The organism is Pseudomonas sp. Irchel 3E20, from assembly GCF_900187645.1.
In the GTDB taxonomy this organism is placed as follows: domain Bacteria; phylum Pseudomonadota; class Gammaproteobacteria; order Pseudomonadales; family Pseudomonadaceae; genus Aquipseudomonas.
The window spans coordinates 194,639-219,325 of record NZ_FYEE01000002.1 but is presented as its reverse complement, the minus strand read 5'-3'; the positions used below and the strand labels follow the sequence as shown (position 1 = coordinate 219,325).

Sequence of the window (24,687 nt, the reverse complement as noted above, 5' to 3'; positions counted from 1 at the left end):
GAGGGTTCAACCTTAAATTAGCCAGCGCTATCGCTGTCATGGATGTTTGTTATTATGCCGCCACATCCTGCTTCTGGCTGCCACTGTGAAACAATTCATCGACTTCATCCCGCTGCTCCTGTTTTTCATCGTCTACAAAATCGACCCACGGGTCGTCGATATTGCCGGCCATGAGCTGACGGTCGGTGGCATCTACAGCGCCACGGCCATGCTGATCGTCAGTTCCCTGGTGGTCTACGGCGCGCTGTTCATCTCCCAACGCAAACTGGAAAAAAGCCAATGGCTGACCCTGATCGCCTGCCTGGTGTTCGGGAGCCTGACCCTGGCCTTCCACAGCGAAACCTTCCTCAAATGGAAGGCGCCGGTGGTCAACTGGCTGTTCGCGCTGGCCTTTGCCGGCAGCCATTTCATCGGCGACCGCCTGCTTATCAAACGCATCATGGGCCACGCGCTGACCCTGCCGGAGCCAGTCTGGGTGCGCCTGAACCTGGCCTGGATCGCATTCTTCCTGTTCTGCGGCGCGGCCAACCTGTTCGTCGCGTTCACCTTCCAGAGCATCTGGGTCGATTTCAAGGTGTTCGGCAGCCTGGGCATGACCGTGCTGTTCCTGGTCGGCCAGGGCATCTACCTGTCGCGCCACCTGCATGACGCCGACCCCACCACGCCAAAAACCGAGGACTGACATGCTCTACGCCATCGTTGCCACCGACGTCGCCAACTCCCTGGAAAACCGCCTCGCTGCCCGCCCCGCCCACCTGGAACGGCTGCAACAGCTCAAGGCCGAAGGCCGCGTGGTACTGGCCGGGCCCAACCCGGCCGTGGACAGCAATGACCCCGGCGCCGCCGGGTTCACCGGCAGCCTGATCGTGGCCCAGTTCGATTCCCTGAGCGCGGCCCAGGCCTGGGCGGACGCCGACCCGTACATCAGCGCAGGCGTCTACGCCAGCGTTACGGTCAAACCGTTCAAGCAAGTGCTGCCGTAAAAAAACACTGGCCGATGAACCTTATGGGCTCATCGGCCTCTCAATCGCTCATTATTCTCGTTCCGCGGCCGACAACCTGCCCAACACTCGTTTGGAATCAGGAGTTCCGATGCGCTTAAGTCCGTTGTGTCTGCTGTTGGTCACGTTGTCGATCGGGGCTTACGCCCAAGCCGAACCCGGTACGGATGCGGGCAATTCGACGCCCCTGTCCCTGAGCGCCGGTGCCCAGATCACCGAGTTGCAGCAGCGTTTGAAAGAAAGCGAACGGCTGCGCGATGAGCTGAACATCCAACTGCAACGAGCCGATGGCGAGCGCGAAAGCGCCCAACTCGCCCGCCTGCGCCAAGAGAACCAGCGCCTGAAGCTGCAACTCAAAGAGTTGCAGGCCAATGCCGACCCGCGCCTGCTGACCGATCAGCAGCAGTGGTTCGTCACGGGCGGCGGCGTAGCGCTGTTGGCGTTGCTGTGCGGTATCTTCGCCAGTGGCGGGCGTAGACAACGCCGACAATGGCTAAATTGAGTGAGTCATGAGCGACCTGTTACTGATTGACGATGACCAGGAGCTGTGCGAACTGCTGTCGAGCTGGCTCAGCCAGGAAGGCTTTGCGGTACGCGCCTGCCATGATGGCCTGAGCGCCCGCGCGGCATTGGCCGAGGCCGCCCCGGCCGCCGTCGTGCTGGACGTGATGCTGCCCGACGGCAGCGGCCTGGAGTTGCTCAAGCAACTGCGCCACGACCACCCCGAGCTGCCGGTGCTGATGCTCTCGGCCCGCGGCGAACCCCTGGACCGCATCCTCGGCCTGGAACTGGGCGCCGACGACTACCTGGCCAAGCCCTGCGACCCCCGCGAACTTACCGCACGCCTGCGTGCCGTGCTGCGCCGCAGCCACCCCGCCGCCGTGTCCAGCCAGATGGAGTTGGGCGACCTATGCTTCAGCCCCGTGCGTGGCGTGGTCAACATCGACGCTCAGGAGTTCACCCTGACCCTCTCTGAAAGCCGTCTGCTCGAAGCCTTGCTCAAGCAACCGGGCGAACCGCTGGACAAACAGGAACTGGCGCAGATCGCCCTGGGCCGCAAACTGACCCTCTATGACCGCAGCCTGGACATGCACGTGAGCAACCTGCGCAAAAAAATCGGCCCCCACGCCGACGGCCGCCCGCGCATCGTCGCCCTGCGCAGCCGCGGCTACTATTACAGCCCTTGAGCGACAAGTTGGGAGCGGCAAGTAAAAGCACGACCTCTCCCTCTTTCAGCTTGAAGCTTGCCGCTTACCCCTTGCCCTCCTCTTTACCCTACCTTTACCTTGCCCTGACCGCCGCTGACCTTGATCTGCGTAATCTGCAGACATCCGGAACTGACCGGGAACGAGACAAGGAGATACACCATGCGCAAGACCCTGATCGCTCTGATGTTCGCCGCGGCCCTGCCCACCGTTGCCATGGCCATGCCTGAAGGCGCAGGCCCGATGACCGGCCATGACGGCCCGCGCCACGGCGGCCAGATGCACGGCAAAGGCCCCTACAGCGAACTGGACCTGAGCCGCGAACAGCGCCAGCAGATCGGCAAGTTGATGGGCGAGCAAATGCGCGAGCGCAAGCAACTGGTCGACACCTACCTGGAAAAACTCCCGGCCGCCGAGCAAAAGGCCCTCAAGGACCAATTGGCCGCCACCCACCAGAAAACCGACACAGCGATTCGTGGCCTGCTCAAGCCTGAACAGCAGAAGCAGTTCGACGAAATCCAGAAGAAGCAAACCGAGCGCCGCGCCGAATGGGCCCAGTTCAAGGCCTGGAAAGCTCAGCAAGCGCAAAAGGCGCAATAACCCGCCACCGGGTCGGCCAGCCACGTCGGCTGACCTCCCTGGCGACACAGCCCCCCAGAGCCCGATGGTCCCCGCCATCGGGCTTTCTCTGCTTGAGGACACCCCGTGCGATCACTGTTTTGGCGCATCCTTGCCAGCTTCTGGCTGGCTATTGCCCTGGTCGCAGGGTTATCCATCGCATTGGGGCACATGCTCAACCAGGACGCCTGGATTCTCAGCCGCCACCCGGGCCTGAGCACCCTGGCCCAGAAGTGGACCCAGGTTTACGAAACGCAGGGCGAGGACGCCGCCCAACGCCTGCTGGAAAACCGCAAGCGGCGCTATCGCATTGACGTTCAGGTACTCAACGAAAGCGGCGAGCCGGTGGTGCATGGCACTTTCCCGCGCCGCGCGGCGGCGTTCGAAGCCCGCCAGAATGACCACAACGACCGCAACCTACCCTGGCGGCGCCTGACCACCGAATACACCAGCCCCTCCACCGGCGACACCTACCTGCTGATCTACCGCATCGCCCACCCGGAACTCGACGCCTGGCATCGCGAAAGCCTGCTCTGGCCCCTCAGTGCCCTGGGGATTGCATTGGTGGTGCTGACGTTGTTCAGCCTGCTGGTGACCCTGTCCATCACCCGCCCCTTGAGCCGCTTGCGCGGCGCCGTGCATGACCTGGGCCAGACCACGTATCAGCAAAACAGCCTGGCGCGCCTGGCCAACCGGCGCGATGAATTCGGCGTGTTGGCCAACGACTTCAACCGCATGGGCGCACGCCTGCAAAGCCTGATCGGCAGCCAGCGCCAACTGCTGCGCGACGTATCCCATGAACTGCGCTCGCCCCTGGCGCGGCTGCGCATCGCCCTGGCCCTAGCGGAGCGGGCCAGCCCCCAGGAGCGGGAAAAACTCTGGCCGCGCCTGACCCGCGAATGCGATCGCCTGGAAGCCTTAATCAGCGAAATCCTGGTTCTGGCGCGGGTCGATGCCGACAACGCCAGCGCCGAAGATATCGACCTCAGCGCCCTGCTCGCCACCCTGCAAAAAGAAGCGCAGTTCAACACCGTCGACGCCAACGTGCAGTTACAGGCGCCGTCGCCATTGCAGCTCAAGGGGTGGCCCACCATGATCGAGCGGGCTGTGGATAACTTGCTGCGTAACGCCCAGCGCTTCAACCCGGCCGGGCAACCGATCGAGATGAGCGCATGGCGCGAAGGCGAGAAAATCGTCATCAGTGTGCGCGATCACGGCCCGGGCGTGGCCGCCGAGCACTTGAGCCAGTTGGGCGAGCCCTTCTACCGCGCGCCGGGGCAGACCGCGGCCGGCCATGGCCTGGGGCTGGCCATCGCACGCCGGGCGGCAGAGCGCCATGGCGGCAGCCTGGTCCTGGCCAACCACCCAGAGGGCGGCTTTGTCGCCAGCCTGGAACTGCCTCTCACACCCAAGGCCGCCGGCCAACCCTGAATGGGGCCTGCACTAAGCCCGGTGTAGGAGCGGGCCCGCCCGCGATGGGCCCGGCACAGCCACCGGCCCAACGACCGTCATCGCGAGCAGGCTCGCTCCCACGAAGGCTCCCAAGGGGTTCAGGTGTCGGAACGGCCCGGCCAGGCACTGACGAATGGCGCGACGTCTACCTTGGGCGCCACACGCGGTTCGTTCTGCGGGGTGCCCAGGTACAGGAATGCGATCACTTCTTCCCCTTGCGCCAGGCCCAGGCCTTGGGCGACGTGGGGCGAGTAGCACAACTCGCCGGTACGCCACACCGCGCCAATGCCTTGGGCATAAGCCGCCAGCAGAATGCCATGGGCCGCGCAACCGGCCGCCAACAGCTGCTCAGCCTTAGGCACCTTGAAGTGCTCTTGCAGGCGCGCCACGACCACCACCACCAAAGGCGCGCGCAACGGGCCTTTGCGGGCCTTGTCCAACACCGCTTCGGGGGCTTGGGGGTCATTGAGCAACGCGGCCTGGGCCAACAATTCGCCCATCTGCTCGCGGGCCGCGCCCTCGACGGTCAAAAAGCGCCACGGCCGCAATTGGCCGTGGTCCGGCGCCCGCAACGCCGCGGCAAACAGCACTTCGCGCTGGGCGGCGCTGGGCGCCGGGTCGAGCAGGCGCGGTACGGAAACACGGTTGAGCAAAGCGTCGAGAGCCTGCATCGGCCACCTCCTGAGAAAAATGTGCCGCCATTCTAGCGGCAACGCCGCGCAAGGTGCCGGTTTACATGCCTCGCCCCGCAGGTAGAATGGCGCCCTTGCCCACCAGCCCGAGCCCACTTCATGGCGTTGCCGACCCTACGCATCATCGGTTTCATTATCGGCATCTTCCTGATTACCCTGGCCGTCGCCATGGTCGTGCCCATGGCGACACTGGTGTTCTTCGAGCGCACCCGCGAACTGCCCTCGTTCCTGTGGGCCAGCCTGATTACCTTCCTCGCCGGCCTGGCGCTGGTGATCCCAGGGCGCCCCGAGCATGTACACCTGCGCCCGCGGGACATGTACCTGCTAACGGTGAGCAGTTGGGTGGTGGTGTGTGTGTTCGCCGCGCTGCCGTTCCTGCTGACCCAGCACATCAGCTACACCGACTCCTTCTTCGAGAGCATGTCCGGCATCACCGCCACCGGCGCCACCGTGCTCAGCGGCCTGGACGACATGTCGCCGGGCATCCTGATCTGGCGCTCGCTGCTGCACTGGTTGGGCGGCATCGGCTTTATCGGCATGGCGGTGGCGATCCTGCCGCTGCTGCGCATCGGCGGCATGCGCCTGTTCCAGACCGAGTCCTCGGACCGCTCGGAGAAGGTCATGCCGCGCTCGCACATGGTGGCGCGGCTGATCGTTGCCACCTACGTGGGCATCACCATCCTCGGCAGCCTGGCGTTCTGGTGGGCGGGGATGAGCCTGTTCGACGCGATCAACCACGCGATGTCGGCGATTTCCACGGGCGGGTTTTCCACCTCCGACCAGTCCCTGGCCAAGTGGAGCCAACCGGCGGTGCACTGGGTGGCGATTGTGGTGATGATCCTCGGCAGCCTGCCCTTCACCCTGTACGTGGCCACCCTGCGCGGCCATCGCCGGGCGCTTATCAAGGACCAACAGGTGCAGGGCCTGCTGGCACTGCTGCTGGCCACTTGGTTGGTGCTCGGCACCTGGTACTGGTGGACCACCCAACTGCATTGGCTCGACGCCCTGCGCCACGTGGCGCTGAACGTGACCTCGGTGGTCACCACCACCGGTTTCGCCCTGGGTGACTACAGCCTGTGGGGCAATTTCTCACTGATGTTGTTCTTCTACCTGGGCTTCATCGGCGGCTGTTCGGGATCGACGGCCGGCGGGATCAAGATTTTCCGCTTCCAGGTGGCCTACATCCTGCTCAAGGCCAACTTGAATCAACTGATTCATCCACGGGCGGTCATCAAGCAGAAGTACAACGGCCATCGCCTCGACGAAGAGATCGTGCGTTCGATCCTGACCTTTTCATTCTTCTTCGCCATCACCATCTGCGTGATCGCCCTGGCCCTGTCGCTGCTGGGCGTGGACTGGATGACCGCCCTGACCGGCGCTGCCAGCACCGTGTCCGGCGTAGGCCCGGGCCTGGGCGAGACCATCGGCCCGGCGGGCAACTTCGCCACCTTGCCGGACGCCGCCAAGTGGATCCTGTCCCTGGGCATGCTGCTGGGCCGGTTAGAGATCATCACGGTGTTCGTGCTGTGTATTCCGGCGTTCTGGCGTCATTGATAGCCTCGGGCGTGCCTGTCAACCGCGCCCGGTACTCGCCGGGCGTGACGTCGAACCAGCGCCTGAACGCTCTAAAGAAGTTACTCGGGTCGGCAAAGCCCAACAGGTAGGCAATTTCCAGCAAAGTCATGCGCGGCTGCGCCAGGTACTGCTCGGCCAGTTCACGGCGGGTATCGTCGAGCAACGTCTGGAAACTGGTGCCCTCCTCCTGCAAACGCCGCTGCAAAGTGCGCTGGGACAGATGCAGCGTCTGCGCCACCGCGTCGCGCTTGGGCTCGCCTTGGGGCAGCAAGCGACACAGCACCTGCCGGGCCTTGTGGGTCACCCGGCTCTCGGAAAACCGCGCCAGGTATTCCCCGGCAAAACGGTCGTGGAGCAGGGCCATGGCCTCGTTGGCGGTGGGCAGCGGCGCTTCCATGTCGGCGCGCTCGAAAATCAGCGCGTCGTAAGGCGCGTTGAACACCAGCGGCGCATGGAAGGCTTGTTTGTAGGGCTCCTGGTTCAGCGGCTGGTCGCCTTGCAGCATGACCTTACGCGGTTGCAGGCTGCGCCCGGTCAACCAACCGCACAGCGCCAGGGCACAGGCCAGCGAGGCTTCGGCGCTTTGCCGGGTCGGCGGCAGGTGATCGCCGTGCACCGTCAGAATCAGGGCATAGCCTTCGGGTAAAAGTCGGAAGCTCAAGTCGGCGCTTTCGGCAATGATTCGCTGGTACCGCACCAAACGCTGAAAGCCTTCGGCCAGGGTTTGGCTGGACATCAATGCATAGCCGGCCACATGAAAAGACGCCGGGCGCACCACCTTGCCCATGTTCAAGCCGATCGCCGGGTTGCCCGACAACTCCACCGCCCGCTGCCACAGGCGCGTCATCGAGTCCTGGGGAAAGCGCGCGTCCGGGTCGTCCAGCGCGGCGTAATCGAGCCCCAATTGCTTGAAGAGCACACGACAATCCAGGCCGTCCATTTCCAGCGCTTTGACAATTCCCATCGCCCAGCTTGCAGAGGTCGTTCGTTCACTCATGGTGTTTGCTTAACTTATGACAGGTGAACCGCCGGATGCGGCGGATTTGCAAGGATACTAAAGTGGCGCCCATTGTCACTGGCCACAGCCCCCGATGACTCTAGACTCATTCATGCTACCCGCCGAGCATCTGGCAATCAGAACAATAACCGCAGAGACGCCGACCGTGGAAAACACCAAGCATTTCAATAGCTTCAAGGATTTTTACCCGTACTACCTCAGGGAGCACGGCAACAGCACCTGCCGGCGCCTGCATTTTATCGGCACCACCCTGGTGATCGTGATTCTGGCGTTTGTCATCGGCAAGGGTGCCTGGCCCTGGCTGCTGGCCGTGCCGGTGGCGGGGTACGGCTTTGCCTGGGTCGGCCATTTTTTCTTCGAGAAGAACCGCCCCGCCACCTTTCAGCACCCGTTCTACAGCCTGCTGGGGGATTTCGTGATGTACCGCGACATGATCCTGGGCAAGGTGCCTTTCTAGCTCGGCTGGGCTTCTTCCAGCGCTTGGGCCAGCAACTGCGCCGCCCGGGCCTGGGCGTCGGCGAGGCGGAACAATTCAATCGAGCCGTCCCAGTGTTCGATCAACGCCGTGCAGGACTCCACCCAATCCCCGCAATTGAGGTAATCCACCTCGCCGACCTTACGCATCTCAGCATGGTGGATGTGCCCGCACACCACCCCGTGCAGGCCCCGTTTGGTGCATTCGTGGGCGATGGCTTCTTCAAAGTCACTGATAAAACTGACAGCCGTTTTCACCTTGTGCTTGAGGTACGCCGACAGCGACCAGTAGCCGTAGCCATAGTGGGCGCGCCAATGGTTGAGCCAGCGGTTGAGGGTCAGGGTGAATTCGTAGGCCGAGTCGCCCAAAAACGCCAGCCAGCGGTGATAGCGGGTAATCACGTCGAACTGATCGCCGTGGATCACCAGCAAGTGGCGCCCGTCGGCGGTCACGTGCACCGCCTCATCCACCAACTGGATGTTGCCCAGGATCAGCTTGGAATAGCGGCGCAGAAATTCGTCGTGGTTGCCGGTGACGTAGATCACTTCGGTGCCGCGCTTGCTCATGGTCAGCAGGCGGCGGATCACGTTAGTGTGGGCCTGGGGCCAGTACATGCCGCTGCGCAGTTTCCAGCCGTCGATAATGTCGCCCACCAGGTACACCCGGTCGGCGTGGTAGCCCTTGAGGAATTGCGACAGGTGCTCGGCCTGGCAATCGCGGGTACCCAGGTGCACATCGGAGATCCACAGGGTGCGCACCCGCTGTTTACGGCTGGGTCTGGCACGTTCGGCACTGGTCATGGGCAGGCTCCGGGCTAGTTTTCGCGAGCTTGCACCCGGGCGGTGAAGCGCCCATGACAGAAATGCGGCACGGCGATGACAGCGCGCCATGGCCTTAACCCCTGGCCAAAAAAACCCGCAATGGCGACAGACGGCAACGGTGCGAGGCTCTAGAATGGCCGCCCTGTCGCTCCGCCCCCGGTAAGGATTGCAATGACGCCGCGTACCGCCCTTGGCGCCCTGCACATTGGCGCACTGATGTTCGGCCTGACCGGCGTGCTGGGCAAACTCGCCGCCGCCTCCCCCGCCGTCATCACCTTTGGCCGGGCCGCGTTTGCCGTGGCGGCCCTGGCCTGCTTCGCCAGTTTCGCCCGCCAGACCCGCTGGCATCGGCTCACCCTGGCCGACGGCTTGCGCCTGGCCCTCGGTGGCCTGCTGCTGGCCGGGCACTGGGTGAGTTTTTTCATTGCCGTGAAGGTGGCCGGCGTGGCGATTGCAACCTTAGGCTTTGCCAGTTTCCCGGCTTTTACTGTGCTGCTTGAAGGGCTGATTTTCCGCGAGCGAATCCGCGCCAATGAACTGTTCCTGGTGCTGGCAGTGAGCGTGGGCCTGGTGCTGGTCACCCCGGCCTTTGACCTTGCCAGCGAAGCCACTGCCGGGTTGCTCTGGGCCGTGGCTTCGGGCCTGCTGTTCGCCCTGCTGTCGCTGACCAACCGCGCCGGCTCCGGCAAGGTACCGGCGGTGCAGGCCGCACTGTGGCAAAACCTGGTGGTCGCCCTGTGCCTGCTGCCCTTCGCCGCGCCTCAGTTGCCCCAGGTGCGTGCACTTGACTGGCTGTGGATCGGCCTGCTCGGCGTTTTTTGCACAGGGCTGGCCCATAGCCTGTTCGTCGCCAGCCTCACGGTGGTCAAGGCGCGCACCGCGGCCGTAGTGTTCGCCATGGAGCCGGTGTACGGCATCACCGTGGCCTGGCTGCTGTTTGGCGAAAATCCCACCCTGCGCATGCTGATCGGCGGCGCGGTGATCGTAGTCGCTATCGTCATTTCCAGCCGCCAAAGCGCCGCAGGGCCGGGCAAACGCGGGGCCGCCGCCACCTGATTGGCGCAGGCACTTTGCTATACCTATACTCCAGGCATCCGCAACAGTTCGCCGTCGTTCTCCGGATACCGACAGCTCGATACAGCGGCGCCACCCCTTGAAGTAGCTGGATGCGAGTCGTCCTCCATCAACGCTCTACAAGGGGTTTCCTATGGATATCGTCAGCCTGATTATTCAGATCATCAGCGGTGTGATCGGCGGCAACGTGGCCGGCATGAGCAAACAAGGCATGGGCCCGGCGCTCAACTCCGTCGTCGGCGGCGTGGGCGGTGTGGTGCTGGGGCAGATCCTGGCCGCCATCACCGGCGAGCCTACGGCGGCCACCGCCGGCGGCGCGCTGGACCTACCCGCCATCATCAGCAGCATCGCCGGCGGCGGTATCGGCGGCGCGGTGCTGACCTTCGTCGTGGGCCTTATCAAGTCCAAACTCGCGCCCAAGTAAAGGTGCGCGGCACGGCCAGCCAAGGCCCTGCCGCGCCCCCTTCAGACCTTGGCTTCGTTGTGCCCCAGGTCGCGTTCGGGGTCGATCTGGTCGCGCAGCCGTTGCTTGAGCACCTGAGCCTGCGGGAACCCGCCATCCACCTTGCGCTCCCAGATCTGCACGCCATCGCACTGGATGTGAAACACCCCGCCCGTGCCCGGCACCAGGGATACCATTCCCAGGTCGTCGCCAAAGGTGCTGAGCAACTCCTGGGCCAGCCATGCAGCGCGCAGCAGCCATTGGCATTGGATGCAGTAAGTAATGACGATGTGCGGTTTTTGGGCGCTCATGTTCGAGAAGTCTCCTGGACGCGATGGGCCGCTATAATAGCCGCCTTTTTTCGCCCAGCCCGAGTCCCGTGATGCGCCGTCTGCTGTCTTGCCTGTTCTTGTGCCTATTGCCCGTGATCCTACACGCCGGCGAAGCGCCGCGGCCCAAAGTCGGCCTGGTGCTGTCCGGCGGTGCCGCCCGCGGGTTGGCCCACATCGGCGTGCTCAAGGCCCTGGAAGAGCAAGGCATCAAGATCGACGCCATTGCCGGCACCAGCATGGGCGCGGTGATCGGCGGGCTCTACGCCTCCGGCTACAAGATCGACGAGCTGGAAAAACTGGCCCTCAACATCGACTGGCAACAGGCCCTGTCCGACGCCCCGCCGCGTGAGGACGTGCCGTTTCGCCGCAAGCAAGACGACCGCGACTTCCTGGTCAAACAAAAACTCAGTTTCCGCGACGACGGCAGCCTGGGCCTGCCCCTGGGGGTGATCCAGGGCCAGAACCTGGCGCTGCTGCTCGAAAGCATGCTCGCCCACGCCAGCGACACCCGGGACTTCGACAAACTGCCGATCCCCTTCCGCGCCGTAGCCACCGACATCGCCAGCGGCGAAAAAGTGGTGTTCCGCAAAGGCCATTTACCCCAGGTGATCCGCGCCAGCATGTCGATCCCGGCGGTATTCGCTCCGGTGGAGCTGGACGGGCGGCTGCTGGTGGACGGCGGCATGACCGACAACATTCCCCTGGACGTCGCCCGGGAGATGGGCGTGGACCTGGCCATCGTCGTCGACATCGGCACCCCGCTGCGCAGCCGCAAACAGCTGGCCACGGTGGTGGATGTACTCAACCAGTCGATCACCCTGATGACCCGGCGCAACTCCGAGGAACAACTGGCCGCCCTACGCCCCGAGGACGTACTGATCCAGCCGTCACTGGCCAGTTTCGGCGTCACCGACTTCGGCCGTGCCCAGGACATGATCGACGCCGGCTACCGCGCCACGCGCATTCTCGACGCACGCCTGGCCGGCCTGCGGCCCAAGGAAGGCATGGACGCCGAATTGGTGGCCGCACGTACGCCGAGCCAGCGCACGCCGGTCATCACCGCGATCAAGATCGAAAACGATTCCAAGGTCGGCGACGACGTGATCCGCTACTACATCCGCCAGCAGCTTGGCCAACCCCTGGACCTGGGGCGCCTGCAAAGCGACATGGGCACCCTGTACGGCCTCGATTACTTCGAGCAGGTGCAATACCGCGTGGCGCACAAGGGCAAGCAACAGACCCTGGTCATCAGCGCCCGGGGCAAGCGCAGCGGCACCGACTACCTGCGCCTGGGCATCAACCTGTCCGATGACATGCGTGGCGACAGCGCCTACAACATCGGCGCCAGCTACCGCGTCAACGGCATCAACCGCCTCGGCGCCGAATGGCTGACCCGGGTGCAGATCGGCAACGAACAGGAACTGTACAGCGAGTTCTACCAGCCGCTGGACGTGGGCTCGCGCTACTTCGTCGCGCCCTATGCCGGTATGGAATCGCGCAACGTCGACGCGGTACTCGACAACGACCCCATCGCCCAATATCGCCTCGAGCGCTACGGCTTTGGCCTGAACCTGGGCCGCCAGATCGGCAACAACGGCGAACTACGCTTTGGCGTCGGCGAAACCTGGGGCAAGGCAGACGTGCGCATCGGCGACCACGACCAACCTAGCGAGGACTTCACTGAAGCCTTCTACGAACTCAAGTATTCCTACGACTCGCTGGACAACGTCTACTTCCCCCATGCGGGCAAGGATGTGGGCGTGGCCTTTCGCCAATACGAGCCGGAACTGGGCTCGGACCAGCGTTATCGCCAATGGGAAATCAAGTTCGACAAAGCCCTGAGCAGCGGGCCGAACACCTTCATCCTCGGCGGGCGCTACGGGCGCACCCTGGATGACGCCGAGGTGGTGATTTCCAGCTTCCAGTTGGGCGGTGCGCGGCAGTTGTCGGGCTTTCGCCAGGACGCGCTATCGGGGCAGAACATCAGCCTCGCCCGCGCCGTCTACTACCGGCGCCTCACACCCAGGGCCTACCTGCCCCTGGACTTCCCGCTGTACCTGGGCGCGTCCCTGGAACGGGGCCGAGCGTGGAACAACGACAACGAGTTCGACAGCGGCTACATCAATGCCGCCAGTGTTTTCCTGGGTTTCGATACGCCGCTGGGGCCGTTGAATTTCAGTTATGGCTTTAACGATGATGACCAGCAAGCCCTCTACTTGAACCTGGGGCAAACGTTCTAGGCGCTGTACTGCCGCAATCTTCCCCACTCCATAGCCGTGCCCCCCCCTCGCCGCGTGACCTGCGGCGAGGCACTACCCCCGCGGGCGTTTTCCAGGAATCGCCGCCGACCGTAAACCCGAACAGCCTCCCTGATTTCAGTTGGCTATGTTTGCGCTCGCCCGGGAATGGGACACCGAAAACACATCCCCCACATATAGGCCACACACCTCTGAATAAAATCTACGAAACAACCTACAAATTCTGAAGATGCTTACTGTAGGCCAGATCATTTTCCTCATACAGAATCCCCTCACCCATTAACACCATGACTTGCGCATAAAACTAATGAGCACTTATCGCGCACAAGTATCCGCGCAAGCGACATCTATTTACTAACAATCGAGGATCAAAGCATGAGTAAACCGCAGTACTCACGCGTGCATAAATTTCTGCACTGGCTGTCGGCCGCGGTGATTATCTGGGCGCTTACAAGTGGCTTTTATGTATCGCTATTCAATGTCTCGGCGACATTAAAAGAATGGGTGTCATTTATTAACATTTCACTGACAACGGTGTATTTGCCTTTTTTCATTGCCAGGCTATATGCGACGCAGGCCTATTATCGCCAGATGAAAGGCTTGCACCGAAAATTTGCCGATTATCTGGCATCGAGCATCCACATGCTGATTCATTTCACCACCGCCACAGTAATGCTGACGGGGTTCTTAATGATGGATCAGGCGATCAACGTCTTTGGACTATTCCAGGTTCCTCACCCCTTGAAAGACCGGGTACTCATCACTCAGTTTTTTACCCTGCATATTTGGGCCTGTGGGTTACTGGCACTGCTGGTTCTATTGCACATCGCCGCTGTGATTAAGCACGAAATGTGCGGCAAACCCGTTCTCGAGCGAATGCGCTTTCGCTGAGGCGATACGGCTGCGTGCGTACCGCCTCCAGGACAAGAGCTCGCGCTCACATAACCTCAGGATTTTTCCAGGTTGCCCAGGATATGGCCGTGCACGCGCATGCACACGGCCAGGTCTTCTTCGTTGACGCCCACAAACAGCTCGTGGCGCAACGCGGTGGCGATGGTTTCAATCTGCTCGATCAGGGGGCGTGCGCTGGCGCAGAGGACAATCTTCTTGGCACGGCGGTCTTCTACCACTGCCTGACGCTGCACCAGGCCCTGGCTTTCCAGGCTGTCGAGCAGCCGCGCCAGGGTCGGCCCTTCAACACCCACGCTCTGCGCCAACTCGCGCTGGGTGGGCGCTTCCTCGAAACGCGCCAAGTGCAGTAGCACCAGCCAACGGGCCTGGGACAGCCCCAGGCCCGCGAGGCGGCGGTCCAACTCGGCGCGCCAGCCCCGGGACATCTGCGCCAACTGCATGCCAAAACGGTGTTGATCGGTTAACGGCATAGAACACTCATGATCTGACTGAAATTAATAGAAACTAATAATTAGTCAGCTAAGCATGCCCTCCGAGCCGAGGCAAGGTCGGGTATGTACTGAATCGTTACATCTTGGTTATAAGGTGTTTTAAACCTCGAACTCCGACTGCAACGCGGCCCGCACGCAGTACAGCACGCCCTCTGGCACGCGCCCGGCAAACAGCGCCATCACCTCGGCCGCGGGGGGCAGCTCGCCCTCGCCGTCGAGGAAAGCGTCCTGGATTTCCCCCAGCAGGTCTTCCGGCAGATCCAGCGCTTGCTCCAGGCTCAACTGCTGCTTGCCGATGGCCTCGGCCAGCAAGGTGTAGACGTTTTTCTCCGAGCACTGCAATTGCCCGGCGATCTGGGTCGGCGTCATCCCGGCGCGGGCCAGGGTGATGAGTTCGTGGCGAATGTCGGCGACCACCGCAGGCGCCTCGGCCGCGCCGCCCAGCACTTGCAGGAAGGCTTCGCCATAACGCTCCAGCTTGCGTGCGCCGACACCGCTGACCCGGGCCATGTCCGCCAGGGAGGTGGGCTGGCTGCGCAGCATTTCCAGCAGGGTCGAGTCCGGGAAGATGACATAGGGCGGCACGCCATGCTCCTCGGCCAGTTTGCGCCGCAGGGCGCGCAACGCCTCCCATTGCTCGCGCTCTTCGCCGCGCACCAGTTGGCTGGCCTGGCTGGTGCTGGTCTTGGTGGTGGTTTGCGGCTTGAGGTCGCGGCGCAGTTCCAGGGTCACTTCGCCCTTGAGCAGGGGCCGGCAACTGTCGCTCAAGCGCAAGCCGCCGTAGCCTTCTAGGTCGATATCCGCCAGACCACGCGCCACCAACTGCCGGAACAATGACCGCCATTCACCTTCGCTGCGGGCCTTGCCGACGCCATACACCGATAGATGCTGATGGCCGAAACTGCGGACTTTTTCGTTGTCCTTGCCCAGCAGCACGTCCACCAAGTGGCCGACGCCATAGCGCTGGCCGGTGCGGTAGATCGCGGAAAGGGCTTGGCGCGCCGGCTCGGTAGCGTCCCAGGTCTGTACCCCATCGACACAGTTATCGCAGTGCCCGCAGGGTTGCGGCATGTCTTCGTCGAAGTACGCCAGCAACGTCTGACGGCGGCAGCGGGTTTCCTCGCACAGGGCCAGCATGGCGTCGAGCTTGTGCTGCTCCAAGCGCTTGTGGCGGTCGTCGCCTTCGGAGTTTTGCAGCATCTGCTTGAGCATCACCACGTCTTGCAGGCCGTAGACCATCCAGGCATCTGCCGGCAAGCCATCACGGCCGGCCCGGCCGGTTTCCTGGTAGTACGCCTCCAGGGACTTGGGCAGGTCCATGTGGGCGACGAAGCGCACGTTGGATTTGTCGATGCCCATGCCGAAGGCGATGGTGGCGACCATGATGAGGCCTTCTTCATTGAGAAAGCGCTTCTGGTTCGCCGCCCGGGTTTCGCTGGGCAGCCCGGCATGATAAGGCAACGCCGGAAAGCCCTGGTCGCAGAGGAAGGCCGCCACTTCGTCGACTTTCTTGCGCGATAGGCAGTAAACGATGCCGGCGTCGCTGCGCCGCTCGCCGAGGAACGCGAGCAACTGCTTGCGCGCCTGCTCTTTGGGCACGATGCGGTAGAAAATGTTCGGCCGGTCGAAGCTCGACAGGAACCGCTCGGCGTTTTGCAGGTGCAGGCGTGTGACGATTTCTTCGCGGGTGCGCTTGTCGGCGGTGGCGGTCAGGGCGATGCGCGGCACGTTGGGGAACAACTCGGCCAACTGCCCCAATTGCAGGTATTCGGGGCGGAAGTCGTGGCCCCATTGCGACACGCAGTGGGCTTCGTCGATGGCAAACAGGGCGATATCGAGGTTCTGCAGGAACGCCAGCATCCGCGGCTGCACCAGGCGCTCGGGGGCCAGGTAGAGCATTTTCACTTCGCCACGGCGGATGCGCGCCGCCAGCTCGCGCTGCTGCTCGGCGCTCAGGGTCGAGTTCAGGGCGGCGGCGGCCACACCCAGTTCTTCGAGGGTCGCCACCTGGTCGTCCATCAACGCGATCAGCGGCGAAACCACCACCGCCAGGCCTTCGCGCAACAGCGCCGGCACTTGGAAGCACAGCGACTTGCCGCCGCCGGTGGGCATCAGCACCAACGCATCGCCACCACTGGCCACGCGCTCAATGATTGCACCCTGGCGACCGCGAAAACTGTCGTAGCCGAAGATGTCCTTGAGGACGCGTTGAGCCTGTTCGAGCATGAAAAACTCCAAATATCGCCGAATATCCCTGGGGCAGGCTGGCTCAAAACGAGCGATTCGTCCTGGGCCGATCGGTAAGCGAACGTGTCCGCCCCCCTCAACCACACCCGCAGGGCATTGCAAAACGCGGCAGTATACCCGAGCGCTCCCGGGCGCAGGGCGCCGCCTGCGAATCGGCGCCCGCAGGCATTACCGGGCAAATCGGCGCGGCGGCTGGCCTGGGGCCGCAAGAAGGCCTAGAATTCAGCATCGTTTATTCCCCAAGGTAGCCCTTAATGTCCTTCGCTGAGCAACTAACCCGCCTGCAAGTCTTCCTCGACGCCGACGAGCTGCATGACGAGGCGCTGGACTACGTGGCCGCCCACGGCTATCTGACCGCCCTGTCGATCTGTGCCGAAGAAGTGCCGGACCGTGAATGGATCGACGCCCTGTTCTCCGAAGAACCGCACTACGCCGACGACGCCGAGCGCGAAATGATCGAAGCCACGCTGATCCAACTCAAGGCCCACATCGCCCGCCAACTGGCCGCCGACGAAGAGTTCGAGCTGCCGTGCGACCTGGACCTGGGCGACGATCCGGACGACTCCGAACTGCGCGGCTGGTGCATCGGGTTCATGGAAGGCGTGTTCCTGCGTGAAGAAGCCTGGTTCGAGACCGCCGAAGACGAAGTCAGCGAAATGCTCCTGCCGATCATGGTCGGTTCTGGCCTGTTCGATGAGCAGCCAGAGTTCTCCGACATCGCCAGCGATGCCAACCTGATGGACGACATGATCGTGCAGATCCCCGAGGCGCTGACCGCGCTGTACCTGTTGTGCCAGGCCCCGGACGAAAAACCGGCGATCCTCAAGCCCCGCCACCACTAAGGTCGTGCCTGTGGCGCCCACGCCCATAGGCGACCGCTCCCTGCTCGTGCGCTACGTTCTGCTGACCATCGGTTGGCTGAGCGTGGTGCTGGGGGTGGTCGGGATCTTCCTGCCAGTCCTGCCGACCACCCCGTTCCTGCTGCTCGCCGCCGGTTGTTTCGCCCGTAGTTCCCCGCGCTTCTACCAATGGTTGGTGGAACACCCGCGCCTGGGCCCGTGGATCCGCGACTACCTCGATGGCAACGGCATCCCGCTCAAGGGCAAGGTCTACGCCATTGGCCTGATGTGGCTGAGCATCGGCCTGTCCTGCTACCTGGTACCGCTGCCCTGGGCGCGTGCTTTCATGCTGACCAGCGCGGTGCTGGTCAGCCTCTACATCCTGCGCCAGAAAACCCTACAACGGCCCTGAGCCACCCGACGACCTGCCCTCGCTTCGCCTGCATAACGCCTAGACTTCAGGCATCTGCAGGCGAGCAGCTCGATATGGTCCGAAGTGCGCGTAGTCCAGGATGGTCAGCGCCCCGACTTGGGCTCGGTGCCTGGCTGTGGGTGGTGATTTGGCTGCTGGCCAGCGCCAGTGTGGCGGCCACCTGGGATTTTTCGCGCATTCTCGAGACCGCCCAGCAACGCTACGGCAGCCTGGGCACCGGCAAGGCCCGGATCGAAGCCTGGAGCCGCCTGCTGCAAGGCGAGGCCGGGCAAGCGGAGCGCGAACAACTGAACGCGGTCAACCGCTTCTTCAACCGGCAATTGACCTTCCAGGACGACCGCCGCATCTGGCGTCAGACCGACTACTGGGCCACCCCCGTGCAAGCCCTGCTAAAGGGCGCCGGCGACTGCGAGGACTACGCCCTGGCCAAGTACTTCAGCCTGCGCAAACTGGGGGTAGCCAGCGACAAGCTGCGCATCACCTACGTCAAGGCCCTGACCCAAAACCAGGCGCACATGGTGCTCACCTACTACCCCAACCCCACCGCCGACCCCCTGGTGCTGGACAACCTGATCGGCGAGATCCGCCCCGCCTCCCAACGCAAGGATCTGCTACCGGTTTACGCCTTCAATGCCGAAGGCCTGTACCTGCCCGGCGCCAATGGCGGCAAGCGCAGCAGCGACTCGAAGAAGCTCTCGCGCTGGCAGGATGTGCTGCAAAAAATGCAGGCCGAAGGCTTCGCCGTGGGCGATGGCTGACCGCACGAAAAGGAGCGCTGCATGTCCCTACTCAAGCAACTCTTCCTGGCCATATGCCTGTTCTTGCTGGTGGCCTTTAGCGGCAGTTTTTTTGTCAGCCTGGAAGCGTCCCGCGGGCAGATGCTCAGCCAGCTGCGCGCCCACGCCCAAGACGCGGCCACCGCCCTGGGGCTGACCCTGACCCGGGAAATCGACGACCCGGCCATGACCGAATTGCTGGTCAGCTCGATCTTCGACAGCGGCTATTTCACCAGCATCCGCGTGGTCAACATCGCCGACAACGCAGTACTGGCCGAGCGCAGCACAGCGGCCAGCGCCGAAGGCGTGCCGGCCTGGTTCGTCAACCTGGTCGGCCTGCGCCCGCAAGGGGGCGATGCACTGGTGATGCGCGGTTGGGAGCAAGCGGCGCGGGTGGAGGTGCTGAGCAACCCGCAATTCGCCCTGGCGCGCCTGTGGGACAGCGCCCTGGGTAGCCTGGCCTGGCTGCTGGCCTGTGGCCTGCTTAGCGCGGTGTTCGGCGGCTGGTTGTTGCGCAAACAGCTACAGCCGCTGGACAACATGGTCAAACAGGCCCAAGCCATCAGCAAACGCGAGTTCCTCAGCCTGCCCCAGTTGCCGCGCACCCCGGAGCTCAAGCGCGTGGTGCTGGCGATGAACCAGATGGTGGAAAAACTCAAGGCCCTGTTCGCCGAAGAAGCGGCGCGCAGCGAAGCCCTGCGGGCCGAGTCTTATCAGGATCGCCTGACTGGGCTGGCCAACCGCCGCTTGCTCGACGAGCAACTCGCCGACCAATTGCTGGTGACCGAACAAAGCCGCGCCGGCCACTTGCTACTGCTGCGGGTCAATGACCTGGCCGGGCTCAACCAGCGCCTGGGCGGGCAGCGCACCGATGCCTTGATAAGCAGCATCGGCCAGGTGCTCAAGCGTTTGCTCGAACAACCCGAGCGCCGCCACTGGTTGGCGGCGCGCAATCGCGGCGGCGAGTTCAGCCTGCTGGCCCCGGGCCTGGACAGCCCCGACGCCGCACGCCTGGCCGGCGAACTCAGCGCCACCCTGGAAAACCTGCGCCTGACCGGCGCCAGTGATTGCACCCCGGTGGCCCACCTGGGCGTGGTCGCCTACCAACCCGGCGACACCGCGCCAACGGTACTACTGCACCTGGACCAAGCCCTGGCCCAGGCCCAGCAGCAACCGCAAAAACCCTGGGCGCACCTGGAGCACTTCCATGGCGCCCCAGGCCAGGCCCCGCAGGACTGGCGCACCTGGATCGACGAAGCCCTCACCCAGGGCAAGATGCAGCTGTACTTCCAACCGGTGGTCGAATGCGCCGACACCAGCCAAGTGCTGCACCACAAAGTCCTTGCGCGCCTGCTCGCCCCCCAAGGCGAAGCCATCGCCGCCGGGCAGTTCCTGCCCTGGATCGAACGCCTGGGCTGGTCGTCGCGCCTGGACCTGGCGATGCTGCGGCACACCCTCGACTACCTGGCCGAACACCCCTGGCCCCTGGCCTTGAGCTTGAGCGGCAGTACCCTGCGCGACAGTGCCTCGCTGCGCAGCGTGCTGGACCTGCTCCAGGCCCAGCCCGAGCTCGCGCCGCTGCTGACCCTGGAAATCGACGAGCGCCAACTGCCGCCCCCGGGCGAGTTGCAAGCCTTGAGCAAAAGCCTGCAAGCCACCGGCTACGCCATCGGCCTGCAGCACTTTGGTGGCAGCTTCAGCCAGATTGGCAACCTCACCCAACTGGGCCTGGCATACCTGAAAATCGACGGCAGCTACCTGCGCGGCATTGACCAACACAGCGACAAACGCCTGTTCATCGAGGCGATTTTCCGCGCCACCAACAGCATCGACCTGCCCCTGATCGCAGAAATGGTCGAAACCCAGGGCGAACTGGACGCCATCAAATCCCTGGGCCTGTTCGGCGTCATGGGCCGCCTCATCGGCCCGCCCGAACCCATGTAGGCAACGCTTGCTACAACAAAGAAAGCAAAAAAAACCCGCCACCCTCGGCTGAGGATGGCGGGTTTTCGGTGCTTGCTCCCTTACACCGTATCGACCTTCAACGAGTGGTCGTTGAGCATGCCGTTGATGATGGTCGCGGTGTCCGCCCCGGCGGCAATCACCCCGCCCGCCCCCGGCGTGACCCCGTACTGGGTGGCCAGGTTGACGCCGGCCAGGTCGATGGTCTGGGTGGTCGCTGCCCCCGCCGCCGCGCTGACGTCGATGGTGGTGCCCGCCGCCGTGACCTTGAAGTGCAAGTAGTCATCCAGGGAGGCCGCCGTGGCGTTTTCCCCTTGCAGCAACTGGGACAGGTCGAGCTTGTCGGTGCCCGGCGTGAAGTCGGTGACCACATCGTGCCCGGTGTTGCCCGCGCCCCACTGGAAGGTGTCGCTGCCCGTGCCGCCGGTCAGGGTGTTGTCGCCCGGGCCGCCGATCAGGAAGTCGTCACCGCCACCGCCGTTGAGGATGTCGTTGCCCAAGCCGCCGGTGATGACGTTGGCGTTGTTGTCGCCGGTCAGGGTGTCGTTGTAGTTGGAGCCGATCAGGTTCTCGATGCCACTCAGAATGTCCGTGCCCGCCCCGCCGGTGATCTGCCCACCGCCCTCCAGCAGGCTGACGTTTACCGCCGAAGTGGCGTGGGCGTAGCTGACGGTGTCGTTGCCACTGCCGCCGATCAAGGTGTCGTTGCCGATGCCGCTGAACAGCAGGTCGTTGCCATCGCCGCCATTGAGGGTGTTGTTGCCCGAGCCCGCGGTGAGTACGTCGTTGCCGGCGCCGCCGTTGAGGGTGTTGTCGCCTTCGCCGGCCACCAGCACATCGTTGCCACTGGTGCCGGTCAGGGTGAGGCCGTCCTGGTAGTGGATGTTTACCGCGGCGCTGTCGCTGCCGCCGTGGTTGTCATTGACCGTGTAGCTGGCGTTGACGTCCGGGGTGATGGGGGACGTGGCGGTGTAATCGATGGACAGGCTCAGGGTGTAGGTTTCCGAGCCCGTGTCGCCGCCGGGGGTGTCGGCCACGTTAACCACACGGATGCGATACACGTCATTGGCCCCCGTGGCCGCAGGGATCAAATCGCCGCTGTTGATAAGCACGAAAGCCCCACCGTTGATCGAGTACGCCAGTGTTACCTGGCCTGCCCCCAGGTTATGGGAGGCCTTGAGCACCTCGCCCTGCTTGAGGTTGACGGTAACCAAGTCCTCGTCGTTGGCGTTGTTGGCGTTGACCGCGCCCAAGAAGGCACTGATGGCCAGCGCCGCCGTCATGGTGCCCGGGGTGCGCGCGAAGTTGGTGCGCACGTTCGCCAGGTTTTGGTTGCCCGAGTTGTTTTGGGTCCCGGCGAAACTCACCGAACCGGTGCCCGAGAAGTCCGCCCCTCGGGCGATCCACCCCGTGGCGAAGCTGGTGGTGGACGGCGTCAACGGGTCGCCATTGGCGTCGCTGTCGTTGGCCAGCAGTACATCGCCGGGGATCACGATAGTGCTAGAGGCCACGTTGGTGATGATGTTGTCGTCACCGGCCACGGGCGCCGCGTTGGGGTTGACCTTGATGGTTAGGGTGGAACCGGCCAGGTCGCCGTCGTTGTCGCTCACCGTGTAGGTGAAGTTTTCGACCTTTTGCGTAGTCGAGACAGTTTGCGAGGTGTAGGTGAATTCGCCGGTATCCAGGTTCACCAACAGGGTGCCGCCCTTGGTGGTGGAGACGCTAAGGGTGTTGTTCGCCGTGTTGAAGATCCCGGTGACTGTACCGACGCCGGTGGCGGTCACCGAGCCCTGGTTGTTCAAGGCCTTGGGGTCGTAGGTGTAGGTGATGCCATCGACCACGATGGATTTGATAAAGCCGCCATCGGCGCCGAACGAGCCGCCTTCGCCAAGCAACGTGCCGGTAACCGGCGTGCCCTGCACAGTGCCGGCGAGTACCGAGTCCAGTTGCGCCAGGTTGGTGACGATCACCGCGTTGGTGTCTGTCCCGGTATTGCCGTTGTACGCCAGAGGATCAAGGTTGGAGGCAAAAACGTTCGGCCCCAGGCCAATGGCGTAGTTGTTGATGCCGTTGGTGTTGAGGAAGTTCTGCCAGTTGGTGATATCACTGCCAGAAATTTCCTGGCCAGCGGTAGGCTCACCGTCGGAGAAGAAGTAGCCGACGTTCTGTGCGCCCGTGAGCTTGCCGCTTTTGAGGAACGCCGTCATCGCCTTGGCCACTGCGCCGTCGTAGTTGGTGCCACCGTCGGCGATCAGCCCGGCGATTTGGCTTTTGGCCACGGCCACACTGACCCAGGTCGTTCCCTGTTCGACACCCGTGGAACTGAAGGTGACGAGTTTGACCATCACATCGCCCATGGCGTCGTACTTGTCGAGCAATGCGGTGATGGCTTCCTTGGCCAGTTGCAGGCGCGATTTGCCCGCCACCCCCGACTCCCAGTCCATGCTGCCGGAGGTGTCGAGCACGATCAGCAGGTTGGTATCGACCTCCACCGTGGTCATCGAACGCTCGGCGGCCACAGCCTTGGGCACGTCGTCGACGATGTTGATGACGATGGTGCTGGTCTGGGTGTTGCCCGCAGCGTCCGTGGCCTTGTAGGTGAAGGTTTCGGTCTGGTTGGTGGTGATGCCGTCGTTGGCATTGGGCGTGGTTTTCGGCGCCGAACTCAGGGTGTAGGTGTAGGTGCCGTTGGGGTTGAGCAACAGTTGCCCATAGGCACCGGTAGCACTGCCCACCAGGGTGTAGGTAATGGCGCCGACGCCACCGGTGACCGAACCCACCAGGGTGCCGGTGGCGGTTTCGCCGGTGGACGTAGGATCGCTGCCGACCACCGTGCCGCCGACCAGGTCCAGGCCATCCTTGCCCAGGTCCAGGGCTTTTTCGTACACCGTCACGTCCTGATCGACGATGGCCTTCAGGCCACTGTCATTGATCGTCACGGTGATGGTGGTGGTGCTCAGGTCGCCGTCGCCGTCACGGATGGTGTAGGTGAAGGTATCCGTCACCGTGCCGCTGACCGAGTTCGCGTAACTGTGGTACACCGCGTTGCCCGCCGCATCCAGCGTCAGGTAACCAAAGTTGCCGGCGATGTTGCTGTTCAGGCCGGTGGTCACCGGGGTGCCGGTGCCATTGCCCGCCTTCACCCCCACCACCGCACCGCCCAGCGTCGCGCCGTCGGCACCGAGCACGTCATTGCCCAGCACCGCGATATTGAGGGTGCTGCCTTCGATCACCGTGCCGGTATCCGGCTTGGCCAGCGGCGTATCGTCAACGATGGTGACGTCCAGGGTGCCGGTGGCCGTGCTGTCGTTGCCGTCCACCAGGGTCACGGTGAACGGCTCGGCCAGGGTGGTGCCATTGCCGGCGCTGTGGTTCTCATTGTCGTTGAGGGTGTAGGTGTAGCTCACCACCCCGGTCGCCGGGTTGTAGCCCGTGACCGTCAGGGTGTTGCCCAGAGGCGTGACAAACACCTGCGGGAAGTTCGCCACCACGCCATTGCTGACCACATTCATCCCGGCCACGGTCAGGGTTTTCACCCCGTCCAGGGCCGTCACGCTGAACGTGCTGCCTTGCGTCAGGGCCGAACTGCCCGGCGCAGTGCCATCGCTCAAGGCGTTTTCATACAGCGTCAACTCCCCGCCCGTGACGTTCAGGTCATTGATAACCGCCGGGTCGTCGTTGTTGTGGACGTTAAGCACCAGTTTCGCCGTGCTGACGTCGCCGTCCTTGTCGGTGAAGGTGTAGGTGAAGGTGTCCGTTGTGTCGGTTTTCAACGCCTTGAAGGCGGGATTGTTGGGGTCAAGGGTGTAGGTATAAGTACCGTTCGCCCCCAGAACCAGGGTGCCGTAGGTGCCAGTGAATGTACCGCCGGTAATGGGGCCGGCCGATGGACCGGTGGTTACGCGGTCTGCGCCTTGGATGTCGTTGTCCAGCACGTTGCCGGTGAGGCTGGTGAGGGTTTCAGTCGCAGTTTGGGTGTTGCTGTCGTCTTTGGCCGTTGGCACGTCATCGACGATGTTCACGTCCAGCGAGTCGGTGGCCGTGGTGCCGTTACCGTCCACCAA

Annotated in this window: 23 protein-coding genes; 16 read left to right on the top strand and 7 right to left on the bottom strand. The window is 63.5% G+C overall.

All coding sequences use genetic code 11. The features are described from left to right. Nucleotides 1-85 precede the first annotated feature (85 nt). The 6 genes from CKW13_RS04405 to CKW13_RS04380 all read left to right on the top strand — a co-directional run bounded on the left by CKW13_RS04405 (nt 86) and on the right by CKW13_RS04380 (nt 4,255). Complete coding sequence (locus CKW13_RS04405) at nt 86-682, top strand: septation protein A (RefSeq protein ID WP_095107381.1); 597 nt, start codon at nt 86-88, stop codon at nt 680-682. Nucleotide 683: 1 nt separating this feature from the next. After that, complete coding sequence (locus CKW13_RS04400; RefSeq protein WP_095107380.1) at nt 684-983, top strand: YciI family protein; 300 nt, start codon at nt 684-686, stop codon at nt 981-983. Between the two features lie 109 nt (nt 984-1,092). Beyond that, nucleotides 1,093-1,503, top strand: coding sequence for a translation initiation factor 2 (locus tag CKW13_RS04395; protein ID WP_095107379.1), 411 nt, complete (start codon nt 1,093-1,095; stop codon nt 1,501-1,503). A gap of 7 nt (nt 1,504-1,510) precedes the next feature. Further along, nucleotides 1,511-2,188 carry a response regulator transcription factor gene (locus tag CKW13_RS04390; RefSeq protein ID WP_095107378.1) on the top strand — a complete coding sequence of 226 codons (678 nt, stop codon included), beginning with the start codon at nt 1,511-1,513 and terminating at the stop codon, nt 2,186-2,188. Nucleotides 2,189-2,368: 180 nt separating this feature from the next. Beyond that, on the top strand, nt 2,369-2,806 hold the full coding sequence (locus CKW13_RS04385) for a Spy/CpxP family protein refolding chaperone (protein ID WP_095107377.1): 438 nt from the start codon (nt 2,369-2,371) through the stop codon (nt 2,804-2,806). 105 nt (nt 2,807-2,911) lie between these two features. After that, nucleotides 2,912-4,255, top strand: coding sequence for a HAMP domain-containing sensor histidine kinase (locus tag CKW13_RS04380; protein ID WP_095107376.1), 1,344 nt, complete (start codon nt 2,912-2,914; stop codon nt 4,253-4,255). Nucleotides 4,256-4,374: 119 nt separating this feature from the next. Here the strand turns inward: CKW13_RS04380 and CKW13_RS04375 are convergent, their stop codons facing one another. Then, complete coding sequence (locus CKW13_RS04375) at nt 4,375-4,947, bottom strand: nitroreductase family protein (RefSeq protein WP_095107375.1); 573 nt, start codon at nt 4,945-4,947, stop codon at nt 4,375-4,377. Between the two features lie 120 nt (nt 4,948-5,067). Between CKW13_RS04375 and CKW13_RS04370 the strand changes: the two genes are divergently transcribed. Then, on the top strand, nt 5,068-6,522 hold the full coding sequence (locus tag CKW13_RS04370; RefSeq protein ID WP_095107374.1) for a TrkH family potassium uptake protein: 1,455 nt from the start codon (nt 5,068-5,070) through the stop codon (nt 6,520-6,522). Here the strand turns inward: CKW13_RS04370 and CKW13_RS04365 are convergent. Further along, nucleotides 6,479-7,540, bottom strand: coding sequence for an AraC family transcriptional regulator (locus CKW13_RS04365; protein WP_095107373.1), 1,062 nt, complete (start codon nt 7,538-7,540; stop codon nt 6,479-6,481). The two genes, CKW13_RS04370 and CKW13_RS04365, sit on opposite strands and share 44 nt — an antisense overlap. Nucleotides 7,541-7,706: 166 nt before the next feature. Here CKW13_RS04365 and CKW13_RS04360 point away from each other — a divergent pair, with 166 nt between their 5' ends. After that, nucleotides 7,707-8,018, top strand: a complete 312-nt coding sequence (locus tag CKW13_RS04360) for a DUF962 domain-containing protein (protein WP_095107372.1) — start codon at nt 7,707-7,709, stop codon at nt 8,016-8,018. Here the strand turns inward: CKW13_RS04360 and CKW13_RS04355 are convergent. After that, entirely contained in the window at nt 8,015-8,836 is an 822-nt protein-coding gene (locus tag CKW13_RS04355) for a UDP-2,3-diacylglucosamine diphosphatase (protein ID WP_095107371.1), read from the bottom strand. The genes CKW13_RS04360 and CKW13_RS04355 overlap by 4 nt on opposite strands. Before the next feature lie 192 nt (nt 8,837-9,028). Between CKW13_RS04355 and CKW13_RS04350 the strand changes: the two genes are divergently transcribed. After that, complete coding sequence (locus CKW13_RS04350) at nt 9,029-9,913, top strand: DMT family transporter (protein WP_095107370.1); 885 nt, start codon at nt 9,029-9,031, stop codon at nt 9,911-9,913. Between the two features lie 151 nt (nt 9,914-10,064). Then, nucleotides 10,065-10,355 carry a hypothetical protein gene (locus CKW13_RS04345; RefSeq protein ID WP_095107369.1) on the top strand — a complete coding sequence of 97 codons (291 nt, stop codon included), beginning with the start codon at nt 10,065-10,067 and terminating at the stop codon, nt 10,353-10,355. A gap of 41 nt (nt 10,356-10,396) precedes the next feature. On the opposite strand, the gene CKW13_RS04340 is transcribed toward CKW13_RS04345, so the two are convergent. Next, on the bottom strand, nt 10,397-10,684 hold the full coding sequence (locus CKW13_RS04340; RefSeq protein WP_095107368.1) for a SelT/SelW/SelH family protein: 288 nt from the start codon (nt 10,682-10,684) through the stop codon (nt 10,397-10,399). Between the two features lie 71 nt (nt 10,685-10,755). Here CKW13_RS04340 and CKW13_RS04335 point away from each other — a divergent pair, with 71 nt between their 5' ends. After that, nucleotides 10,756-12,945, top strand: a complete 2,190-nt coding sequence (locus tag CKW13_RS04335; RefSeq protein WP_095107367.1) for a patatin-like phospholipase family protein — start codon at nt 10,756-10,758, stop codon at nt 12,943-12,945. 393 nt (nt 12,946-13,338) lie between these two features. Next, nucleotides 13,339-13,854, top strand: a complete 516-nt coding sequence (locus CKW13_RS04330) for a cytochrome b (RefSeq protein WP_095107366.1) — start codon at nt 13,339-13,341, stop codon at nt 13,852-13,854. Nucleotides 13,855-13,910: 56 nt separating this feature from the next. Here CKW13_RS04330 and CKW13_RS04325 read toward each other — a convergent pair whose 3' ends face one another. Beyond that, complete coding sequence (locus CKW13_RS04325; protein WP_095107365.1) at nt 13,911-14,345, bottom strand: MarR family transcriptional regulator; 435 nt, start codon at nt 14,343-14,345, stop codon at nt 13,911-13,913. A 120-nt stretch (nt 14,346-14,465) separates the two neighbouring features. Next, complete coding sequence (recQ, locus tag CKW13_RS04320; protein WP_095107364.1) at nt 14,466-16,592, bottom strand: DNA helicase RecQ; 2,127 nt, start codon at nt 16,590-16,592, stop codon at nt 14,466-14,468. 275 nt (nt 16,593-16,867) lie between these two features. Between recQ and CKW13_RS04315 the strand changes: the two genes are divergently transcribed. From CKW13_RS04315 to lapD, 4 genes are all read left to right on the top strand, one after another. Then, entirely contained in the window at nt 16,868-17,455 is a 588-nt protein-coding gene (locus CKW13_RS04315; RefSeq protein ID WP_095107363.1) for a YecA family protein, read from the top strand. Between the two features lie 10 nt (nt 17,456-17,465). Next, on the top strand, nt 17,466-17,864 hold the full coding sequence (locus CKW13_RS04310; RefSeq protein WP_176465045.1) for a YbaN family protein: 399 nt from the start codon (nt 17,466-17,468) through the stop codon (nt 17,862-17,864). Between the two features lie 74 nt (nt 17,865-17,938). Continuing rightward, the gene (gene lapG, locus CKW13_RS04305) at nt 17,939-18,643 is read left to right on the top strand and encodes a cysteine protease LapG (RefSeq protein WP_095107361.1); all 705 of its coding nucleotides are present in this window, start codon (nt 17,939-17,941) and stop codon (nt 18,641-18,643) included. Between the two features lie 21 nt (nt 18,644-18,664). Further along, nucleotides 18,665-20,605, top strand: a complete 1,941-nt coding sequence (gene lapD / locus CKW13_RS04300) for a cyclic di-GMP receptor LapD (protein WP_095107360.1) — start codon at nt 18,665-18,667, stop codon at nt 20,603-20,605. Nucleotides 20,606-20,685: 80 nt separating this feature from the next. On the opposite strand, the gene CKW13_RS04295 is transcribed toward lapD, so the two are convergent. Continuing rightward, the coding region (locus tag CKW13_RS04295) for an Ig-like domain-containing protein (RefSeq protein ID WP_141233951.1) at nt 20,686-24,687 on the bottom strand (4,002 nt) is incomplete at its 5' end.

Coding starts and splice junctions, on each gene's coding strand:
- CKW13_RS04400 (WP_095107380.1), top strand. CDS start 684: ATGCTCTACGCCATCGTTGCCACCGACGTCGCCAACTCCCTGGAAAAC.
- CKW13_RS04395 (WP_095107379.1), top strand. CDS start 1,093: ATGCGCTTAAGTCCGTTGTGTCTGCTGTTGGTCACGTTGTCGATCGGG.
- CKW13_RS04390 (WP_095107378.1), top strand. CDS start 1,511: ATGAGCGACCTGTTACTGATTGACGATGACCAGGAGCTGTGCGAACTG.
- CKW13_RS04385 (WP_095107377.1), top strand. CDS start 2,369: ATGCGCAAGACCCTGATCGCTCTGATGTTCGCCGCGGCCCTGCCCACC.
- CKW13_RS04375 (WP_095107375.1), bottom strand. CDS start 4,947: ATGCAGGCTCTCGACGCTTTGCTCAACCGTGTTTCCGTACCGCGCCTG.
- CKW13_RS04370 (WP_095107374.1), top strand. CDS start 5,068: ATGGCGTTGCCGACCCTACGCATCATCGGTTTCATTATCGGCATCTTC.
- CKW13_RS04365 (WP_095107373.1), bottom strand. CDS start 7,540: ATGAGTGAACGAACGACCTCTGCAAGCTGGGCGATGGGAATTGTCAAA.
- CKW13_RS04355 (WP_095107371.1), bottom strand. CDS start 8,836: ATGACCAGTGCCGAACGTGCCAGACCCAGCCGTAAACAGCGGGTGCGC.
- CKW13_RS04350 (WP_095107370.1), top strand. CDS start 9,029: ATGACGCCGCGTACCGCCCTTGGCGCCCTGCACATTGGCGCACTGATG.
- CKW13_RS04345 (WP_095107369.1), top strand. CDS start 10,065: ATGGATATCGTCAGCCTGATTATTCAGATCATCAGCGGTGTGATCGGC.
- CKW13_RS04340 (WP_095107368.1), bottom strand. CDS start 10,684: ATGAGCGCCCAAAAACCGCACATCGTCATTACTTACTGCATCCAATGC.
- CKW13_RS04335 (WP_095107367.1), top strand. CDS start 10,756: ATGCGCCGTCTGCTGTCTTGCCTGTTCTTGTGCCTATTGCCCGTGATC.
- CKW13_RS04330 (WP_095107366.1), top strand. CDS start 13,339: ATGAGTAAACCGCAGTACTCACGCGTGCATAAATTTCTGCACTGGCTG.
- CKW13_RS04325 (WP_095107365.1), bottom strand. CDS start 14,345: ATGCCGTTAACCGATCAACACCGTTTTGGCATGCAGTTGGCGCAGATG.
- recQ (WP_095107364.1), bottom strand. CDS start 16,592: ATGCTCGAACAGGCTCAACGCGTCCTCAAGGACATCTTCGGCTACGAC.
- CKW13_RS04315 (WP_095107363.1), top strand. CDS start 16,868: ATGTCCTTCGCTGAGCAACTAACCCGCCTGCAAGTCTTCCTCGACGCC.
- lapG (WP_095107361.1), top strand. CDS start 17,939: ATGGTCCGAAGTGCGCGTAGTCCAGGATGGTCAGCGCCCCGACTTGGG.
- lapD (WP_095107360.1), top strand. CDS start 18,665: ATGTCCCTACTCAAGCAACTCTTCCTGGCCATATGCCTGTTCTTGCTG.